Below are 18,253 nucleotides of genomic sequence, written 5' to 3'. Positions count from 1 at the left end.
GCGTGTTCTTCCCCCGCCCACGCAAGATACGCCGCTACAAAGATATCGTGCGTTTTCTCATCAAGCATGCCAACCGCGACTTCATCCGGGGCACTGGCCTTGAGCGCGAGGTCATCGGCAGCCAGAAGCTCAAGGGTGATCCCATTCAGTTTGTGCGCGATCTTGAGCTGCTGGGACCGACCTTCGTCAAACTGGGACAGATATTCTCCACCCGCGCTGACCTCCTGCCAAAACCCTACATTGAAGCCCTCTCCCGACTGCAGGACGAGGTGGAGCCCTTTGCCTGGCATGATGTGGAAAAAACCATTGTCCAGGAGCTCGGGCACCCCATCGCGACGCTCTTTGCCGACTTTGAGTCCACACCCATGGCCGCCGGCTCCCTTGGCCAGGTTCACCGCGCCCATCTGCATACCGGCCAGCAGGTAGCCGTCAAAATTCAGCGCCCGGCTATCCAGTCAATTATTCTGGAAGACCTGGATATCATCCAGGAAATCGCCGGCACGGTGGATCGCCATACGGAGATCGGCCGCAAATATATGTTCGAGGAGATGGTGGACGAATTCCGCAAAACACTGCTGCGGGAACTTGACTACACCCTGGAGCAGCAGAATCTGCTTATCATGGGGAAAATCCTGCAGCCTTACCCTGATATGGGCGTTCCCAGACCCATCGACAGCCACTGCACCTCAAAAGTCCTGACCATGGAATACGTCCGGGGAGTCCCCCTTCAGGACCACCCTGGGCTGCGCAACAACTGTTTCCCCCAGGGCAGGGAGCTGGCGGAACAGCTCTTCAAGTCCTACCTGGACCAGGTGCTGGTGGAAGGGTTCTTCCACGCCGACCCCCATCCAGGCAATATCTTCATCACCGACACGGAAAAGCTGATACTGCTGGACCTGGGCATGGTCTCCCGCATTGCCCCGCGCAGCCAGGAAAACCTGCTGAAGCTGCTGCTGGCACTCAGTGAAGGCGATGGCCATGAAGTGGCCAAAATCTCCCTCAAGATTGCCACCCGCCTGCCAGGGCTGGATGAGAACAAGTTCATCCGCCAGGTCGGCGATATGGTGCTGCTGTACAAGGACGCCACCGTAGCCCAGATGCAGGCCGGACATGTGGTCATGGAGCTGGCTCGCATTGCCACCGCCAACAATATCCGGCCGGCACCGGAGCTGACCACCCTGGGCAAGGCGCTGCTGCACCTGGATGAAATCGGGCGCGTGCTTGACCCGGCCTTTAACCCCGCGCAGGCACTGAAAGAGCACAGCGAATCCATCCTGCGCCGTCACCTGCTCAAGAGCTTCTCCAGCGCCAGGGCCTTCTCTTCCCTCCTTGAAGGCCGCGAACTCATGGAAAAGTTTCCCCGCCGTCTCAACGAGTTCACGGAGTCCCTCTCCCGCAATGAAGTCGAGGTCAAGGTGCGCGCCTTTGACGAAAGCCGCCTGATGGGGCACCTGCAAAGCATGACCAACCGCGTAACCATGGGAATCGTCCTGGCGGCGCTTATCCTGGGCGCTGCCATGCTCACCAATGTTCCCAGTGATCACACGGTCTTCGGCTATCCCATCATCGCCATGGTCTTTTTTGTGATTGCCGCGGCCTGGGGATTTGCCCTGGTCATATCCATCTTCCTGCAGGATCGCAAAAGCCGGAAAATGCCACGCTGAGGCGGCCCGCAACCCCCATCGCCCCGCATTTTCTGTCAACCGCAGGGGATTGGCGCAAATCATACTTTGCACCTTGAACAACCTCCTTCAAGGGCGTATACTTCCTGATTTGATAAATACGCGCTTCGCGTTCCCCGATAGACTTACCATTTAAGGAGAATACACCATGAAAGGCTATATAGTCCTGGCGGACGGAAGATGCTTCACCGGAAAAGGTTTCGGATTCGAAGGAATCAGTGAAGGCGAAGTGGTCTTCAACACCAGCATGACCGGTTACCAGGAAGTACTTACCGACCCGTCCTACGTCGACCAGATCGTCACCATGACCTACCCCATGATGGGCAACTACGGTATCACCGAAGAGGACATGGAATCGGATCGCCCCTATGTACAGGGTTTTGTGGTCAAGGAGTATGTGGATATCCCCTCCAACTTCCGTTCACAGGAGACCCTCAGTCAGTTCCTGAAAAAGCATGGCATCCCGGGAGTGCATGGTATTGACACCCGTGCCCTGGTGCGACATATCCGCGAAAAAGGCGCCCTGCCAGGCATCATCGCCACGGGCGAACACAACATCGACGACCTCAGAAAGCGCGCGGCAGCGGTTGCTCCCATGGAAGGCAAGGATCTGGTAGCCAAGGTCACCTGCCAGAAGCCCTATACCTGGGATCAGGGTATCTGGAAGCTTGGGGAAGGGTTTATTCCCCCATCCAAATCGCCCAACCGTTACCGTCTGGCAGTATACGACTTCGGCATCAAGTACAACATGCTGCGCCTGCTGACCCACTACGGCTTTGACCTCACCGTCCTTCCGGCATTTACCCCCGCCGAGGAAATCCTGCAGGGCAATTACGATGGCGTCTTTCTCTCCAACGGCCCCGGCGACCCCGCCGCCGTGACTTACGCCCACGCCAACATCGCCAGGCTGATCGGCAAGCTGCCCCTCTTTGGCATCTGCCTTGGTCACCAGCTCACCTGCACTGCCCTGGGCGCAAAGACCTTCAAACTGAAATTCGGACACCGCGGTTCCAACCAGCCCGTCAAGGATCTGGCCACCGATAAAATCGAAATCACCTGCCAGAACCACGGTTTCGCGGTCGATCCCACCAATCTTCCACCCAAGGTGCGCGTATCACATCTGAATCTCAACGACAACACCGTCGAGGGGATTACCCACGAGGAGTATCCCCTCTTCACGGTGCAGTACCACCCGGAAGCCAGCGCGGGACCCCACGACAGTGAATATCTGTTCAAACGATTTGCCGACATGATCGAAAACCACCGCAAAACCCGTGCGATTGCCAACTGATAAAGGATTTTCCCATGGGAAACCGCATTGTTCCGGCTGCCTTCTTCGCCCTTCTCTGCGCCGCGACAGCCCTGGCCAACGGCCATGTACGGGAAGTCAGTTTTGTGGAAGCCTACCACCTGGCATTGGAAAACAATAAGGCCATCCTGCTGGAGGAGATTTCTCAGCGCAAAACCCAGCTCAGTGAAATTCAGGCCCGCTCTTACCTGCTGCCCAGGGCCAGCGCCGAGCTGCAATACACCCAGGGTGACCGTGAAGAACGCACCTTTGGAGCCGGCGTGACCCAGCCCCTGTACACCGGCGGCAAAGCCAGCGCAGAACGACGCAAAAGCGAACATCTCCAGGAAGCCGCCGAGTTCAGCGTGCGCTTCACCCGGCAGCAGGTCCTCAAACAGCTGATCGACATCACCGCAGACCTGCGCAAGGCCCAGGAGATGGTCAGGGTCAACCAGGAGAATGTGAAGCGACTTGAGGAGCACGTCAACAAGTCGCGCATCCGCCTGGAAGTCGGCGAAATCGCCCGCACTGCCCTGCTGCAAAGCCAGATGGCCCTCAGCGAAGGTCGGGCAGACTACTTCGAGAGCCTGAGCCACCTTTCCACCCTGAACACCCGCCTCAACAATATCATTGGGAGCACCCACGAAATTCGCATCGTCGGTGAGCTGCACCTGCCGGAGCTCCCTGCCTCCAGCTTTGACGATTGGCTGGTGAAGGCGAACCTCAACCGCAACGACCTCATGGCCGAAGAAGCGCTGCTGGAGTACAGCCACGACGATCTGCGCGCGCGGGTCAGTGCCTACTACCCCCGCCTGGACGCCTTCGTGCGCTACTCCATACCCGACTTCGAGGAGAGCTCCGAATCCATCGTCTACACAGGCCTGAACCTTTCCATCCCCATACTGGAAGGGGGCACCCGCATCGCTTCCTACCGTGAGGCCAAATTTAACATCATTGAAAGCTCCCACCGCATCCTGCAGCGCAAAGAGAACGTGCGGCTGGATGTCAATCAGGAACTCAATACTATCGACGTGCTGAAGTACAAGCTGGAAGAAGCTTCCAGTCGTATGGATTATGCCCGGGAAAATCTGCGCATGACCACCCTGCAGTTTGAGGTCGGCAAATCCACCAACCTGGATGTACTCGATGCCATGCTCAGCCTGAGCAACGCGGAACGCGCCCTGGCCGAAGCCCATTACGACATGATCAAGGCCCAGTACGGCCTGCTCTTCCATGTCGGCACCCTGGACATCTCCCTCTTCTCTCCATGAAGATCGGTGTACTCCCCGACACCGTCATCAACCAGATCGCGGCCGGAGAAGTGGTTGAGCGGCCGGTCAACGTCGTCAAGGAGCTGGTGGAAAACGCCCTTGACGCTGACGCCAGGCGGGTGGAAATTGCCATTGAAGGTGGTGGCATCAAGCGCATCCGCATTACCGATGACGGCTGCGGCATGGCCAGACACGACCTCATGCTCTGTGTGGAGCGACACGCCACCAGCAAAATCCGCTCCTTTGACGACCTCACCCAGCTTCACTCCATGGGCTTTCGCGGTGAAGCCCTGCCCAGCATCGCCTCTGTCAGCCGCATGCACATCACCTCCCGCCAGCCAGACGAGCTGACCGGCCACTGCCTGCACATTGAGGGCGGCAGAATGACGGAAGTCCGGGAAGAGGGAGCCAACCCCGGTACACGGGTCGAGATCGCCGACCTTTTCTACAATGTCCCGGCCCGCAAAAAATTTCTACGCACCCCCCAGACCGAGCAGAATCTCATCACATCTCTGGTGCAGTCATTTGCCCTGGCTCACCCCCAGACCGCCTTCAGCTACAGCGTCGATGGCCGTGCGCAGTTCCAGTTTCCACCCGCCACCATCGACGAACGCATCCGACAGGTATTCGGCCGCGAAAACGCCGCCGCACTGCGCGAAGGCCGCTCGCAGCAGGACGACGGAACCGGGTTCCACCTGTACCTCTCGCGCCCCGACAACACCCGCAGCCGCCGCGACTCCCTCTACTTCTTTGTCAATCGCCGCCACGTGAAGGACCGCCTGCTGGGAGCCTGGCTGCAGCGGGCGTACCGCCACCTCATACCCCAGGGACGCCATCCCTTCGGCGCCCTCTTTCTGAACATTGATCCCGCCCTGGTGGATGTCAATGTCCACCCCACCAAAACGGAAGTACGTTTCTTCGATATAGGTGCTCTGGGCCGACTCTTTGAGCAGGCCATCCGCCAGGTTCTCATTGAAGGCGAAACTCCCTTCCACAGCAGCCCGGAGCCCCCGGCACCCGCCGTGTCACGAGGCTTTCCCAGCACCGGTGGATGGAGCAGCAGCGCCCCCCACCGAAACTTTGGTGGCCAGATCAGCGAACCAGCACCAGCGATACTCCCACCGTCACACCTTCCCGTCCGACACGGGCAACCCGCCTCACCCTACGGCGAGACGCCGCTGTGGGAATCCGCCGCGCCATCGACAGCCGATTTCCAGATCCTCGGACAGTTCCAGGACACCTTCATTGTCGGCATCAAAGACGAGGAGCTGATCCTGGTGGACCAGCACGCCGCCATGGAACGCATCAACTTTGAGGAAATTTCCGACCTCTACGCCGATAATCGGGTGGAACAGCAGCCCCTGCTCTTCCCGCACCCCATCGGACTGACGCCCCAGGAGCAACTGACCCTGAACACCCATATGCCCCAGCTGCAGGCCATGGGCTTCACCATTGATATCATCGATGACACTGCCTGCCTGGTGGAAGCACCCCTCGACCTCCCCCCCCAGCAGGCCATGGACACCATCCGGGAAATCTGCAGCAGGGCAGGCGAAGAGAAAGACGACCAGCCGGAATCAGCCCAGGAATCCTTCCGGCAGCTGGTCATGAAGACCATGGCCTGCCACCGCAGCGTCAAAGCCAACAAGACCCTCAACCACCAGCAGATGGAAGAACTGCTGCAGCGACTTTTTCAGTGCCGCCAACCCTACACCTGCCCCCATGGCAGACCTACCCTGATATCCTACAGCAGAGAGCAATTGTGGAAACAGTTCCTCAGATAATTGTCATCGCTGGCCCCACCGCCGTCGGCAAAACCCAGGTGGCAACGGAAGTCTGCCGGCGCGTTGGTGGAGCCATCGTGGGCTGTGACAGCCGCCAGGTCTTCCGCCACCTCTCCATCGGAACCGCAAAACCCGATGCCACCGAACTTGACGGCACTGCTCACCACATGCTGGACGTGGCAGGCCCCGGCGAGACCTATCACGCCCACCGCTACGCCCGCGAAGCCACCCAGACCATCAATCAGCTCCTGCACAATGGTGTGGTTCCGGTTCTCACGGTGGGAACCGGCCTGTTCTATGAAGCGCTGCAGTTTGAACTGATCTCCACCCCCGCCATTGATCCCGTCTGCCGCAACCAGGCCACCGAAGCGGTATCCCATGATCGCAACGCCATTCACGCCCTGGCCTGTACTCAGGACCCCGAGTACGCTCCCAAGCTCAAGGCCGGCGATACTCAGCGCCTGATACGCTGGTACGAAATCTACCTGCAGACGGGTCGCCCCATGAGCACCTTTTTCCGCGACATCACCCGGCAGCAGCCCCGCTACCCGGCCCTGAACTTTGTGCTGACCCGCGAACGCCGGGAGCTGTATGGACGCATCAATCAGCGGGTAGACACCATGCTGGAGCAAGGCTTGATCGAAGAGATCCGCGAAGCCATCAACCGCGGCTACGACTTCAGGCAGATTCCCGTAGTTGGCTATACGGAGCTGCTGCCCTGCCTGGATGGTGAAGCCAGTCTGGAAAGCTGCATCGCAGAAGTGAAAAAAAACAGCCGCCGCTACGCCAAGCGCCAGCTGACCTGGTTTCGCAACCGACTGCAGATGCGGGAAATCGACCTGAGCACCACTGGCATTGAACAGGGTATTGAAATGATCGTCACCGCCTGGCAGACTTCCCGTGACACTTCCACATAACATACAGCGGTAGTCCCGAACACCAGGCCTTTTTTGTCCATGCACCACCTCACCCAAGGAGATCCCATGTTCGTACAGCCCATGCCCATTGAAAATCAGCGCGACAAGGACCTCAAGGTCACCCCTCTCTCCACCTATCCCCATGCCGCCGGCCTGCACTCCGCCACCCTGGCCGTGGATGAATATGAAGAAGCAGCCAAATCCGTTCCCATTGTCTTCACGAAAGATCCCGCCAGCGGCACCATGACATCCCTGTGCCTGCTGGGCATTCAGCAGAGCCGCAACCTGTGTGTGGACGGTGAAGGAAACTGGCGCACCGGCATGTATATTCCCGCCTATGTGCGCTGTTACCCCTTTCTCTTCATGCAAAGCGGTGAGCAGGTGGTACCCGCCATTGACCACGCCTCGAGGGCTGTCAGCCGGGAGCATGGCCACCCGCTCTTCCTTGAAAACGGCGAAGCCAGCGATTTTCTGAAAGCGGTGCTGGGCATGCTCAAGGAGTACCACGAAGCCCAGAAGCGAACCCGACGCTTCATGAACCACATGGAAAGCCTCGATCTGTTTGAAGAGATGCACGCCGACCTGAAAGTGGGCAACGAGACCTGCCGACTGTCCGGATTCAGCCGCATCAGTGAAGAAAAAATCGCCCGGCTGCCCCAGGACGCCCAGGCCAACCTCATGGCCACCGGCCTCTTCCGCATGATCGCCGCTCACCTGAGCTCACTGCATAACCTGGAAACCTTCGCTCGCATACAGCAGTCACAGGCATAGCAGATTGCTGAGAAACCTCATGTGCTGCTGACAGAAAGAGTATGGAAAACCGCGTCCCGCACAGCGAGAGCGAGCCAGGATGGCGAGCGCGGTCTGGGAGCTGTGCGGAAAGCGGTTTCTGCCTGTGTACAACATACGCCAAAAGCCGGATCTGAATTATCAGATCCGGCTTTTTTACACTTGCCACAGCTTGAGGACTTTTCAGCAGCCTGCACTCAGAACCGATAGTGTGCCGCCACACTGAACACGGTCTTGTCATAGCGCTGCAGGGGATGGTTGGAGTCGTTGTCGGTGTACTGCAGACGGATCTCCCCCAGGAGCCCCAGACGCAGTTCACGCTGCGCAGAGGCATAGAGGGCGATCTGGGTGTCGTCGCGCTTCACCAGGGTGCCAAGACTGTCCACGGGAACCCTTCCTTCGCTCCCATAAACCACTTCACGGTAGTGGGCACCCATGAGCCCTCGCCCCGACCACAGATCCACCCGCCGCTCATGCTCCAGGCGCACTTCCCACAGGCGCGATGAATATTCCTTTTCTTCGGCGTCATCAAAAGCCAGTCGCAGGCTGCCACTGATGCTGTCGCCACCTTCGTGGTACTGCCAGCGCAGGGTCTCCTGCAGACTCAGATAGTCGCTGTCGCGTTCATTGTTCCGCTGATCCCGGCGCTCCACGACCAGGGCCGTAAGAGAACGCAGCTCAGGCGCTATGCTGTAGACGTAGGTGGGCTCGAGGCCCACTATGGTGGAAAGCTTTTCCGAGCCAAGTCGAATATCTTCGTACTTCAGAAGCATCTGGGTCATGGAACGCGCTCCCGTCGTCCAGAAGCCACCAAACAGGCGCGCGTAGCCAAGATCGCTGTCATCCTCGTCCAGATGTCCCCGATGGTAGTACTGGGCGCCACCTGTGACATACCAGGGCGCAACCGTTGCCAGCCGGTGATCGTACACCACGCCGGCCATCGCGAAAACACCCTGGTCGCTGCGGGACTTCAGAGAGGAAAAATCCAGAATCTGATCCAGATCACTGCCCAGGGAAGAACTCAGGCCGAAGTTCACGTTGGAATCATGGAAGAGCCCTGCGGAAAGGCTGCCGCTGAGTCGCCCCGGCTGCTGCTTGCGGGAAACCTGTTCCAGCAGGTGCTCCACATTGCGCCGCACCGCCGGTGGTGGATCGTGACGCAGCACTTCCTCGAAGTGTCGCTGGGCATTCTCCGGTTGATTCAGCGCCAGATAGGTGCGCCCCGTCTCCAGGCGCACCCGATGGGCCAGGGGATTGCGTCCCAGCAGGCGTTCATAGGCAAAAAGCGCATGGGCGTAACGCCCGGTGGCATAGGCTGCCCGGCCATAGTAGAAATTGACATCGTGGTTCAGGGGATACTGGTGCATCAAGGCCGATGCCTGCTGCCAGGCTTTTTCCGCCTGATTCTCCTGCAGCAGTTGACGAATCTCCTCCATTGAGCGGGCAGGCTCCTGCTGCGAGGCAGGCTGCGCAGTGGCCACTGAGGCAAAGATACCCAGGGCACATACCAGAGACCTTCCCAACAACAGCAGCGATGGCAGAGCAGTGATCCGACGCATCATGGACGCACCCCTTCAAAGGTACCCGTTGCCCGGGCGTCAGTGGAGCTGTTCCCGGAGCGCAGCTCCCAGATTCCACCGGTACCCGCTCCGCCTGGGCCAAAGATGCCGCCCTTGAGAAAGCCATCGTTCACGTCCACATGGGGCAGACGCACGGTTTCGAACTGATGGATACTCAGCTGGTACTGACCGTTCACCAGTTCGCCCTGCCCGCCGCTCAGTTCAATGCTGGAACCGTCCACTCCCGTGAACTCCACCCGGAAGTTGCTCAGGCTGCTGTTGCCGAAATTCACCACTCCCGAAAAACTTCCCGTGGCAAGCTCAGCGTACCCCGTCTCCCCAAGGGCGCGGTAGATGCCCTCGGCAGTTCCCGAATAGGTGGCCGTGATATTCTCATCGCGCATGCGGTTGACCTCTTCCGTGGAGATCAGGCTGCCGCGCACATCATAGACGCGATTCGCCAGGGACGAAGGCTCTTCTGCCCAGTAACCCCATTCCATGAAGGCGGTCTCTCCATAGGTGTAGTGGCTGTGGGGATTCCAGGGAGAACCCTCCGGGTCCGCCACGGCAATGGCATGGTCATAGGCAAGGCCACTGCCTCCGGGATGCAGCACCGGAACTGGTTGAACTCCGATGCCTTTCTGGGAAGAGCTGATCTCTTCGGCCTGCTGCCCCATGGAAGCCAGCTCCTTCAGGAGCAGGCTTCCATGACCATCGGAGCCATCACCCTCGGCCCCATCGTCACTTTCATCCCCAGGCCAGGAGCCCTCTTCTGTGGCTTCATCTTCCCCGGCAGCACCTCCATTGTCGGCATCGCCAAAACCCACGCTGCCAAGATCCATGGCAGCTGCCAGCAGACCGGGGCTCATGGGGCCATAGGTGAAGGCGCTGGGCGTTGCCACCACAGAGTTGCCAGGCGTGACCTGTTGGATCTGCCCATGGCTCATATGCTGAATACGTCCGCTCATGGTACCGATTTCCTGATGGGTGCCATCGGGATTGATCATACCCACGATATCTGTTCCCCGAATGCCGATAACGGCCAGGGGTGACTGAATTTCAAAGTTTTCAGGATTCTGCTCGGCAATGCGTCCGGTGACCGTGCGGAACGTGCCCCGCTGCATGCGCTGCACCAGTCCCGAATTGACGGCACGGTCCGGATCATACACATAGCGGTCGATAACCATGCTGCTTTGGGAGCCAAGGCTCAGGATGGAATCATCGTTGAAGAGGATCTGCAGCTTACTGTTGTCACCCGTCAGCAGCTCTTCTCCGGCATGGACCTTCGCCTGAAGGCGCAGCCCGCGCCGCGTGCCATCGGTGGCAGCCCAGGCCTGCCCCTCCATGCCTATCACCGTACCCACGGGCGCGGGAGCAGTGGCAAGAGCCGGTAAGGGCAAAAGAATCAGCAGGAAGATCAGACAGAACAGATATCTCATGAGAACCTCCCGCTCAACAGTACCGCATCAACCCGTTGATCGCGCCGCCACCGATAGCCAAGCGTCAGCAGGCCGAAGAGCAGAACCATCAGACTCTGCTGCCAGTACACCAGGCCGTAGGCCAGGGCCACCACCGGGGAGAGCAGCAGGCGGGTCGCCAGCATCATCCCGTCACTGCCGTCAATAGCGCGCGCCACGGGTGGAGAGAGCCGGTAGTACTCCTGCACCAGCCAGCGACCGGCAGGGTGAGTCAGCAGAAAGCGATCCCGCATCTGACGCAGAATCTGCACATCAAAATGGTGGGCCGAACCGTAAGCGGCGGTGGCGATAAAGCACTGGCTCTGACTGCTCTGCCCGTCGCCATCAACCACCAGAGCCCTGCCACTGCTGCCCGCACCCTCCGTGTCCGTCAGCACCACGGTCACCCCCGTCAGGCGCAGCATGTCTACCGAAGCGCCGGAGAGCTCGCTGAGGGGGTTGTTAAAGAGGTTCAGCCACTGCAGCGGTGGAGCCAGAGGTACCAGGGCGCTGGCATCGCTGATCTGGTTGCTGTCCAGGTGCAGGATACTCAGGGTGGAAAGCGCGGCCAGGCCGCCAATATCCGTCAGCTGATTATTGCCGAGATTCAGGGTTTCCAGGGAGCTCAGGCCACTGAGACCTGCTGGCAGACTCTCAATCTGATTCCCCCACAGATCCAGCACACGCAGCTGACTCAACCCCACCAGGGGCGCCATGTCCGCAATGTCATTTTCGCTGGCATAGAGTTCCTGAAGATTGGTCAGTGTGCTCAAGGGGCTCAGGTCGGAAATAACATTTCCGCTGATCTGCAGCACTTCCAGACCGCTACGGCCAGAGACGGGAGCAAGATCACTGATCTGACTATTCCCGAGGTAGAGCACCCGCAGCAGAGGCAGGCCCGTCAGAAAGTCCAGGTCTTCCAGATTGTTGCCGTCCAGGTAGAGTTCCTCCAGCCCCGAAGGCAGTGAAGTGACGTCGGCAATCTCCCCGTGGCTGGCATAGAGGTTCTTCAGGTGCGCCATGCCGCCAATATCCAGAGCCGTCAGCCCGGTGCCCCACACCGCCAGGGTCTTCAGGCCCGGCAGGGCTGCCAGGGCACTGAGATCGTCGACACTACTGCCGCCAAGGCTCAACCACTGCAGCTGATTCAGATACGTGAGTGGCTGCAGATCGCTGACATTCAGATTCCCGCGCAGATTCAGCTCCTGCAGGTTGACAAAGTGCTGCAGCCCGTTCAGATCACTGATCTCAACGCCAGTGAGGCTGAGGGTTCTGGTACTCAGCACATCGGCCATGGTGATATCGCTCTTGCCCAGGGCGCCACGCAGGGAGTTCAGCAGCGCAGTATCCACACCCGAAGTGGGCAAGGGGTCGGAGAAAGCCGGAGTGGCGTAGAGGCGCAGGAAAGAATTACCTTCGCGACTCAGGGACATAAACACCATCTGACGGTTCGCGTTGGCTACCACAGACAGGCCATCGACATCGACATACGATGTCGATGGAGTATAGGCCTGCCCCCCCAGCTTCAGCAACTGGCCCTGGTCGTAGGCATAAACGGAGAGCAGGGCGTATTCGCGTTCTGCGGTATCCCCTTCAGTGTCAAAAAAATACTCAGCCTGATCATACAGGAGAAAGAGGCGATCACCGGCCACCTCAATGTGGGTAGCATACAGCCCCAAGGGCAATTGCAGCTCATCGCTCGGAATCATACTTTCAGGATCCCCCGTGTCGTAGAGGCGGACATAATAAGTGCTGCCCTCCATGCCATCGTAGATATCGTACATCACCATCAGCCAGTTGCTCTCGCCAAAGCGGACGGTAACCTGATTGTGGCTTCCCAGCTCTTCCGTGACCAGGAGATCCGGTTCAGCGGGGCTGGAGACATCGTAGAGGAAAAAACGATTCCCCAGGCTGCCAATGGCAAGCAGGCTGCCATCAGCGGAAAAGCTCAGGGAATGGAGGTATTCGCTGGGGAATATGATGGTGCTGACCGGAGTAATCTGTGGACCAGAGCTCACCTCCAGCAGTTGAACCCTGCTGTCACTCCCCTGGCGGGTGATTACCGCCAGCAGATTGCCGGAAAGCGCCAGGGTGCCGTCATTAAACCCGCTGGAATCCAGTAACCGCTCGTATGGCAGAACAGTTGGATCAGCGGCATCAAAGAGAAGGAGGCGCACCTCTTCTTCAGAGGTACCGTAATTGGTCCTGACGCTGGCCAGCAGCAGATCACCCACGAGTTCCAGGGAGCGCAGGGAAAAGTACTCGTATACACAGGAAGGATCTGCGCAGTCAAAGGTGTACACAGGTTCCAATGCACCGGGTTCAGCAACATCCTCCAGGTCCATGCGACCTATGCTCAGTGTGGTGACTTCCGTTATTTCGTCAACCTCGTATTGCCCCATAAAGAGCGTCGTGTTCCAAAGGGCGACGGGAGTGTGACCGTCAAATTCTGACCGAAAGGTGTGGATCCCGTACTCCCGGATGTCAGGCAGGGGAGGCACCACCATGAAGACGCCGCCACTCATGGCCCAGTTACCTTCGGAGTCCAGGAGGAGGAGTTTCTTCTGCTCATCAGGATAGATACTGGGGTCCTGCAGGAATACATAGGAGCCGGTATTCGGCGGATCAGGGTAAACCAGCTCACCAATCGAGAATCCCTCCAGGATCTGGAGAGCGTCTTCGCCATCTTGATTTCCGGGATCATAGCCATGGGATGGATGGTCTTCCAGGTCGCGCAGATAGTGTGGCATCGGGCCATAGTGCGAATCAGAAATCAGATAAATCCAGATCCTGTCACCGGTCAGCCGGCTGGTGTCCCAGGTGATCTCGTAGGTGCTGCCCCACTGCAGCCGGCTCTCAGGGGTGGGGAATCCCACGGCCCCCGGATGGTACGTTTCGAGCCCTCCCAGGTTAAAGGCCGCCAGGGCTGTCTGGGCGTTCAACGTCAAAAAAAGGAAAAGCAGCAGCGCTTTTCCGGCAACAAATTCCCTGTACCTGTTCGGCATGGCATACCCCCGCGATAGCGTCATAAGCTGCAGACAATGAAGGACATTGAAATCATTGTATGCCCCAGGATGAATTATCACAAGGGGTTTTGTCACAAAATGCCATTTTAATGTCAGGTAAAGTCGTTACGGCAAAACGGGGATCAAGCGCAGCACCTGTCCGGGATTGTGGTCGGTCAGCACCCAGATGCTTCCATCGGGAGCCTGGCGAATATCGCGAATGCGGCTCTGCCCTTCAAAAAACTGCTCCACCTCTTGCACCTGCCACTGGCCCATCTCGTCCTGACTGGTCTCCAGACGAGAAATCAGCTGGCCGCGCAGGGCACCGATAAAGAGCTGATTCTGCCAGTGGGGAAACATGTCGCCAGCGTAGAAGAGCATGCCCGAAGGAGCGATGGAAGGCGTCCAGTGCCACAGGGGCGACTCCATACCGGGGAGCTCGGTGTGGGGGGTAATGGTGGAGCCATCGTAGTCGATGCCGTGGGTGGCCTTGGGCCAGCCGTAGTTGGCGCCAGCGATGAGGCGATTCACCTCATCGCCGCCCCTGGGGCCGTGCTCCTGCATCCAGATTTCGCCACTGAGCGGATGCATGGCCATGCCCTGGGCGTTGCGGGTTCCCGTGGCATAAATCTCCGGTTTCATATCAGCTTCATCTGCAAAGGGATTGTCGGCGGGGATGCGGCCATCGTCGTGGAGGCGGATGATACTGCCAGCGTGATCACTGAAGTCCTGGGCCCGCTCCATCTGGCCACGATCGCCAATGCTGAGGTAGACATAGCCTGCGGCATCAAAGACAATGCGCCCACCAAAGTGACGTCCGCCACTGCTGCGGGGAAAAGCGGTGAAGAGCACCTGCACTTCCGTCAGGCGACCATCCAGATAGCGGCCCCGTGCCATATTGGTGGTGAAGCCCGCCGAGGTACGATCCACATAGCTGAAATAGAGCCAGCGATTTTCGGCAAAGTCGGGGTGCAGGGCCAGATCCAGCAACCCACCCTGTCCGTTGGGGTCGATGCGGGGCAGACCACGCACCGGAATGGATTCCAGCCTGCCATCGCGGATAAGGCGCAGGCGTCCGGGACGTTCACTCACCAGCACTTCCCCATCGGGCAGAAAGACAATGGACCAGGGATGACTGAGACCGCCCACCACCTCCTCCACATGGAAGTGGTGAAGTTCGGAAGCATGGGATGATGAAGCTGCAAGGCCCTTCGTCGCTCCAAAAGCGAAAAAGACCAACAGTGAACCGAGAAATCGTATCATGAAGCCTCCCGAAATTATTCGCGTCCTTTTCGCACCACCTTACCACGGGACCGTGTAACAGAAAAGCCCCAGTGAGCGCCAAAACAGAATCGCGAATAATCGGGTCGAAGCGTTACAAACGCTCCAGTCGGCGCATATGCCAGGGAGAGAAGTAGCGCACATCACCCGGCGCGTGGGCAATCACCGAAGAGACAATGAGAATGCCCGCCAGGAAATAAAAGGGCTCCGGGTACCAGGGGTGCAGGAACGCCAGCAGCGCCATCTTCACCATGACCACATACCAGCGCAGCTGCAGGAAATAGACACCATTGCTCCAGCCATCCAGGGCAATCATGGCGAAACCGGTCAGGATAAACATCTGATGCCACAGATACCAGGCCGACTGGGGAATGCCGAAGAGATAGGCCCCCACCACCACGGCCACCGCCCAGATGTGCAGGCTGCGCAGGGCGATTTTCACCCAGCGTTTGCCGGGAAAGGTGCGATCTGTCGTGGGGAAGAGAAGCGGTTTGAGCTGCATATGCAATCCTTTTTCAGTAATCATTCTCTACTGAGATCTGATGTACCACTCTTGGGGGTATCAGGCAATAAAAAACCCCCGGCTGGGCCGGGGGTGAAGCGTCTCTCCGAACGGTACCAGTCAGGCAGTGTTAAAGATGGATGCTTTAACGGCTTGCTGAAATACCTCAAAACGCGCAGGCAATTGAAAAACCTTCAGGTGCAAGGCGCCAGCGGAGCGAGGAGCGAGGAGCGAGGAGCGAAGCGTACTCCCCGTACGTTGCAGCGACGAGCGACTGCGGGCAACGCCGCAGATGGAGGTTTTTAGCAGCCAATCTGCTTGAAGAAGTCATTCCCCTTGTCATCCACCAGAATAAAGGCGGGGAAGTCCTCAACTTCAATCTTCCAGACCGCTTCCATCCCCAGTTCGGGGAAGTCGATGCACTCGACCTTCTTGATATTCTCGTCGGCCAGCAGCGCGGCAGGGCCACCGATGGAGCCCAGGTAGAAGCCACCGTGCTTTTTACAGGCGTCGGTGACCTGCTGGCTGCGGTTGCCCTTGGCGATCATCACCAGGGAACCACCATGGGACTGCAGCAGGTCCACATAGCTGTCCATGCGTCCGGCCGTGGTGGGGCCGAAGGAGCCCGATGGCATTCCCGGAGGTGTCTTGGCGGGGCCAGCGTAGTAGATGGGGTATTTTTTCAGGTACTCAGGCAGGGGTTTGCCCGCGTCCAGAATTTCCTTGAACTTGGAGTGGGCGATATCGCGGCCCACCACGATGGTTCCGTTCAGCAGCAGGGGAGTTGAGACGGGATGCTTGGTCAGTTCGGCCAGCACCGCTTCCATACCCTGATTCAGGTCGATTTTCACGCCGTGGCTGTGCTTGCCACGGAACTGCTGGGGAATCAGGCGTCCGGGGTCGCGATCCAGCTCCTCAATCCACAGGCCATCCTTGTTGATCTTGGCCTTGACGTTGCGGTCGGCGGAGCAGGAAACCGCCATGGCCACCGGGCAGGACGCACCGTGGCGGGGCAGGCGCACGACGCGCACATCGTGGGCGAAGTACTTGCCACCGAACTGGGCGCCGATTCCCAGCTTCTGGGCCGCCTGGAGCAGTTTGTCTTCCAGCTCCACATCGCGGAAAGCCTGGCCATGCTCATTGCCCGTGGTGGGCAGGTTGTCCAGATACTTGGCCGTGGCCAGTTTGACCGTCTTCAGGCAGGAGTCGGCGCTGGTGCCGCCAATGACAAAGGCGATATGGTAAGGGGGGCAGGCCGCCGTTCCCAGGGACTTCATCTTCTCCACCAGGAACTTCTCCAGCTTCTCGGGAGTCAACAGGGCCTTGGTCTCCTGATAGAGCATGGTCTTATTGGCGCTGCCGCCACCCTTGGTCATAAAGAGGAACTTGTATTCATCGCCGGAGCTGGCCATGATGTCGATCTGGGCAGGCAGGTTGGTGCCGGTGTTCTTCTCGTCGTACATGTTGAGAGCCACCGTCTGGGAGTAGCGCAGGTTCTCTTCGGCATAGGTTTCGTAAATACCCTTGGAGAGGAGCTCCTCGTCATTGGCTCCCGTCCAGACCTGCTGGCCCTTTTTGGCCACAACCGTCGCGGTACCCGTGTCCTGGCAGGTGGGCAGCTGAAACTTGGCTGCCACTTCCGCGTTGCGCAGGAAGGCGATGGCCACACCCTTGTCATTCATGGAAGCTTCGGGATCGCTGAGAATTTTCGCCACTTGCTCGTTGTGTTCAACGCGCAGCAGGAAGGAAACATCACGAATTGCGTTTTTGGCCAGAACGGTCAGCCCCTCGGGAGCCACCTTCAGCACCGGTTTCCCATCGAATTCGGAAACGCTCACATACTTCTTGGAATCGGGGACGAGGTAGTACTTCGTGTTGTCTTTGCTGAGCGGAAAAGGCTCCTGATACACAAAATCGGGCATAGCGTCACTCCTTTATGGTTTGCCGGAATTCACATTCCATGCATATTCTGCACTTTTCTTCACATTGTATACGAAACTTTGTGGATATGTCGAGGAAGAAGACAGCGAAATAGCACAGCGTTTGTATCACCAGGGAAGCGCATCTCCATTGCAGTGCCAGAAAGACCCCGTGTTCTGAAGATTGAGCTCTTCAATACGCTGATACAGGGCGCTGGCCGACTCCTCGGGGGTAATCAGCCCGCCGAAATTCACCATGCGCGTCTTCACGAACCCCGGGTGCAGCTGGGCCACCGCAATGCCACGGGGCTTCAGGTCCATGGCCAGGGAGCGCCCGAAGGCATTGAACGCCGCTTTGGAAGCACGATAACCATAGCGTCCGCCCGAATCATTATCGGCAATGGAACCCATGCGACTTGTGATATTGGCAATCTTTCCGTCCTCGCCAAGGTTCGGCAGCAAAGCCTCCGTCACCCGCAAAGGCGCGTAGGCGTTGACCTCCATCTGCAGGCGGATGGAATCAAAATCCAGCTGGCCCAGCACCTCATCCTGCAGCAGTCCCGCGTTGTTGATCAACACGTCGATCCCCTGCCCCTTCAGCGCTGCCGCCAGACGCTGTACATCAGCCTCGCGGGTCACATCCACATGATCGATAACCTGAAAGGCAACCGACGACAGCTCCGCCGAACCCTCCCGGCACACTCCCGTCACCTTCCAGCCCTTGGCAGCATAGAGCTTTGCCAGCTCCAGCCCGATACCCCGATTGGCACCCGTAATGACAACATGCTTCATGGTCTTG

Annotated in this window: 13 protein-coding genes; 6 read left to right on the top strand and 7 right to left on the bottom strand. The window is 58.6% G+C overall.

The genetic code is table 11. From position 1 onward, the window contains the following. The first annotated feature begins 2 nt into the window (after positions 1 to 2). The 6 genes from ACZ46I_RS06940 (at position 3) to ACZ46I_RS06915 (ending at position 7,713) form a co-directional block, all read left to right on the top strand. Entirely contained in the window at positions 3 to 1,664 is a 1,662-nt protein-coding gene (locus tag ACZ46I_RS06940) for an ABC1 kinase family protein (protein WP_464280337.1), read from the top strand. Positions 1,665 to 1,830: 166 nt separating this feature from the next. Further along, positions 1,831 to 2,973, top strand: coding sequence for a glutamine-hydrolyzing carbamoyl-phosphate synthase small subunit (gene carA, locus ACZ46I_RS06935; protein WP_013506651.1), 1,143 nt, complete (start codon positions 1,831 to 1,833; stop codon positions 2,971 to 2,973). A 14-nt stretch (positions 2,974 to 2,987) separates the two neighbouring features. Further along, positions 2,988 to 4,241 (top strand): TolC family protein, encoded by a 1,254-nt coding sequence (locus tag ACZ46I_RS06930; RefSeq protein ID WP_013506652.1) that lies wholly within the window; start codon positions 2,988 to 2,990, stop codon positions 4,239 to 4,241. Beyond that, entirely contained in the window at positions 4,238 to 6,025 is a 1,788-nt protein-coding gene (gene mutL, locus ACZ46I_RS06925; RefSeq protein WP_464280336.1) for a DNA mismatch repair endonuclease MutL, read from the top strand. The genes ACZ46I_RS06930 and mutL overlap by 4 nt, the downstream gene beginning before the upstream one ends. Then, positions 6,004 to 6,942, top strand: coding sequence for a tRNA (adenosine(37)-N6)-dimethylallyltransferase MiaA (miaA, locus tag ACZ46I_RS06920; RefSeq protein ID WP_464280335.1), 939 nt, complete (start codon positions 6,004 to 6,006; stop codon positions 6,940 to 6,942). The genes mutL and miaA overlap by 22 nt, the downstream gene beginning before the upstream one ends. Positions 6,943 to 7,008: 66 nt before the next feature. Further along, positions 7,009 to 7,713: a SapC family protein gene (locus ACZ46I_RS06915; RefSeq protein WP_013506655.1), complete on the top strand. Its 705-nt coding sequence runs from the start codon at positions 7,009 to 7,011 to the stop codon at positions 7,711 to 7,713. A 215-nt stretch (positions 7,714 to 7,928) separates the two neighbouring features. On the opposite strand, the gene ACZ46I_RS06910 is transcribed toward ACZ46I_RS06915, so the two are convergent. The 7 genes from ACZ46I_RS06910 to ACZ46I_RS06880 form a co-directional block, all read right to left on the bottom strand. Continuing rightward, on the bottom strand, positions 7,929 to 9,293 hold the full coding sequence (locus ACZ46I_RS06910; RefSeq protein WP_464280334.1) for a surface lipoprotein assembly modifier: 1,365 nt from the start codon (positions 9,291 to 9,293) through the stop codon (positions 7,929 to 7,931). After that, entirely contained in the window at positions 9,290 to 10,729 is a 1,440-nt protein-coding gene (locus ACZ46I_RS06905; protein WP_464280333.1) for a FecR family protein, read from the bottom strand. The genes ACZ46I_RS06910 and ACZ46I_RS06905 overlap by 4 nt, the downstream gene beginning before the upstream one ends. Further along, positions 10,726 to 13,752, bottom strand: a complete 3,027-nt coding sequence (locus ACZ46I_RS06900; protein WP_464280332.1) for a leucine-rich repeat domain-containing protein — start codon at positions 13,750 to 13,752, stop codon at positions 10,726 to 10,728. Before ACZ46I_RS06900 ends, ACZ46I_RS06905 begins: the two co-directional genes overlap by 4 nt. Before the next feature lie 126 nt (positions 13,753 to 13,878). Continuing rightward, positions 13,879 to 15,015, bottom strand: coding sequence for a PQQ-dependent sugar dehydrogenase (locus ACZ46I_RS06895; RefSeq protein WP_013506659.1), 1,137 nt, complete (start codon positions 15,013 to 15,015; stop codon positions 13,879 to 13,881). Positions 15,016 to 15,127: 112 nt separating this feature from the next. After that, positions 15,128 to 15,535, bottom strand: a complete 408-nt coding sequence (locus ACZ46I_RS06890) for a hypothetical protein (RefSeq protein ID WP_013506660.1) — start codon at positions 15,533 to 15,535, stop codon at positions 15,128 to 15,130. Between the two features lie 302 nt (positions 15,536 to 15,837). Then, positions 15,838 to 17,457: a fumarate hydratase gene (locus ACZ46I_RS06885; RefSeq protein WP_013506661.1), complete on the bottom strand. Its 1,620-nt coding sequence runs from the start codon at positions 17,455 to 17,457 to the stop codon at positions 15,838 to 15,840. A 126-nt stretch (positions 17,458 to 17,583) separates the two neighbouring features. Then, positions 17,584 to 18,246: an SDR family oxidoreductase gene (locus tag ACZ46I_RS06880; RefSeq protein ID WP_464280331.1), complete on the bottom strand. Its 663-nt coding sequence runs from the start codon at positions 18,244 to 18,246 to the stop codon at positions 17,584 to 17,586. Positions 18,247 to 18,253: the final 7 nt, after the last annotated feature.

It is taken from the genome of Desulfurispirillum alkaliphilum (assembly GCF_055378285.1).
The sequence above is the reverse complement of the archived record's forward strand: the minus strand, read 5'-3'. Positions and strand labels throughout refer to the sequence as shown.

Coding starts and splice junctions, on each gene's coding strand:
- carA (WP_013506651.1), top strand. CDS start 1,831: ATGAAAGGCTATATAGTCCTGGCGGACGGAAGATGCTTCACCGGAAAA.
- ACZ46I_RS06930 (WP_013506652.1), top strand. CDS start 2,988: ATGGGAAACCGCATTGTTCCGGCTGCCTTCTTCGCCCTTCTCTGCGCC.
- mutL (WP_464280336.1), top strand. CDS start 4,238: ATGAAGATCGGTGTACTCCCCGACACCGTCATCAACCAGATCGCGGCC.
- ACZ46I_RS06915 (WP_013506655.1), top strand. CDS start 7,009: ATGTTCGTACAGCCCATGCCCATTGAAAATCAGCGCGACAAGGACCTC.
- ACZ46I_RS06910 (WP_464280334.1), bottom strand. CDS start 9,293: ATGATGCGTCGGATCACTGCTCTGCCATCGCTGCTGTTGTTGGGAAGG.
- ACZ46I_RS06905 (WP_464280333.1), bottom strand. CDS start 10,729: ATGAGATATCTGTTCTGTCTGATCTTCCTGCTGATTCTTTTGCCCTTA.
- ACZ46I_RS06900 (WP_464280332.1), bottom strand. CDS start 13,752: ATGCCGAACAGGTACAGGGAATTTGTTGCCGGAAAAGCGCTGCTGCTT.
- ACZ46I_RS06895 (WP_013506659.1), bottom strand. CDS start 15,015: ATGATACGATTTCTCGGTTCACTGTTGGTCTTTTTCGCTTTTGGAGCG.
- ACZ46I_RS06890 (WP_013506660.1), bottom strand. CDS start 15,535: ATGCAGCTCAAACCGCTTCTCTTCCCCACGACAGATCGCACCTTTCCC.
- ACZ46I_RS06885 (WP_013506661.1), bottom strand. CDS start 17,457: ATGCCCGATTTTGTGTATCAGGAGCCTTTTCCGCTCAGCAAAGACAAC.
- ACZ46I_RS06880 (WP_464280331.1), bottom strand. CDS start 18,246: ATGAAGCATGTTGTCATTACGGGTGCCAATCGGGGTATCGGGCTGGAG.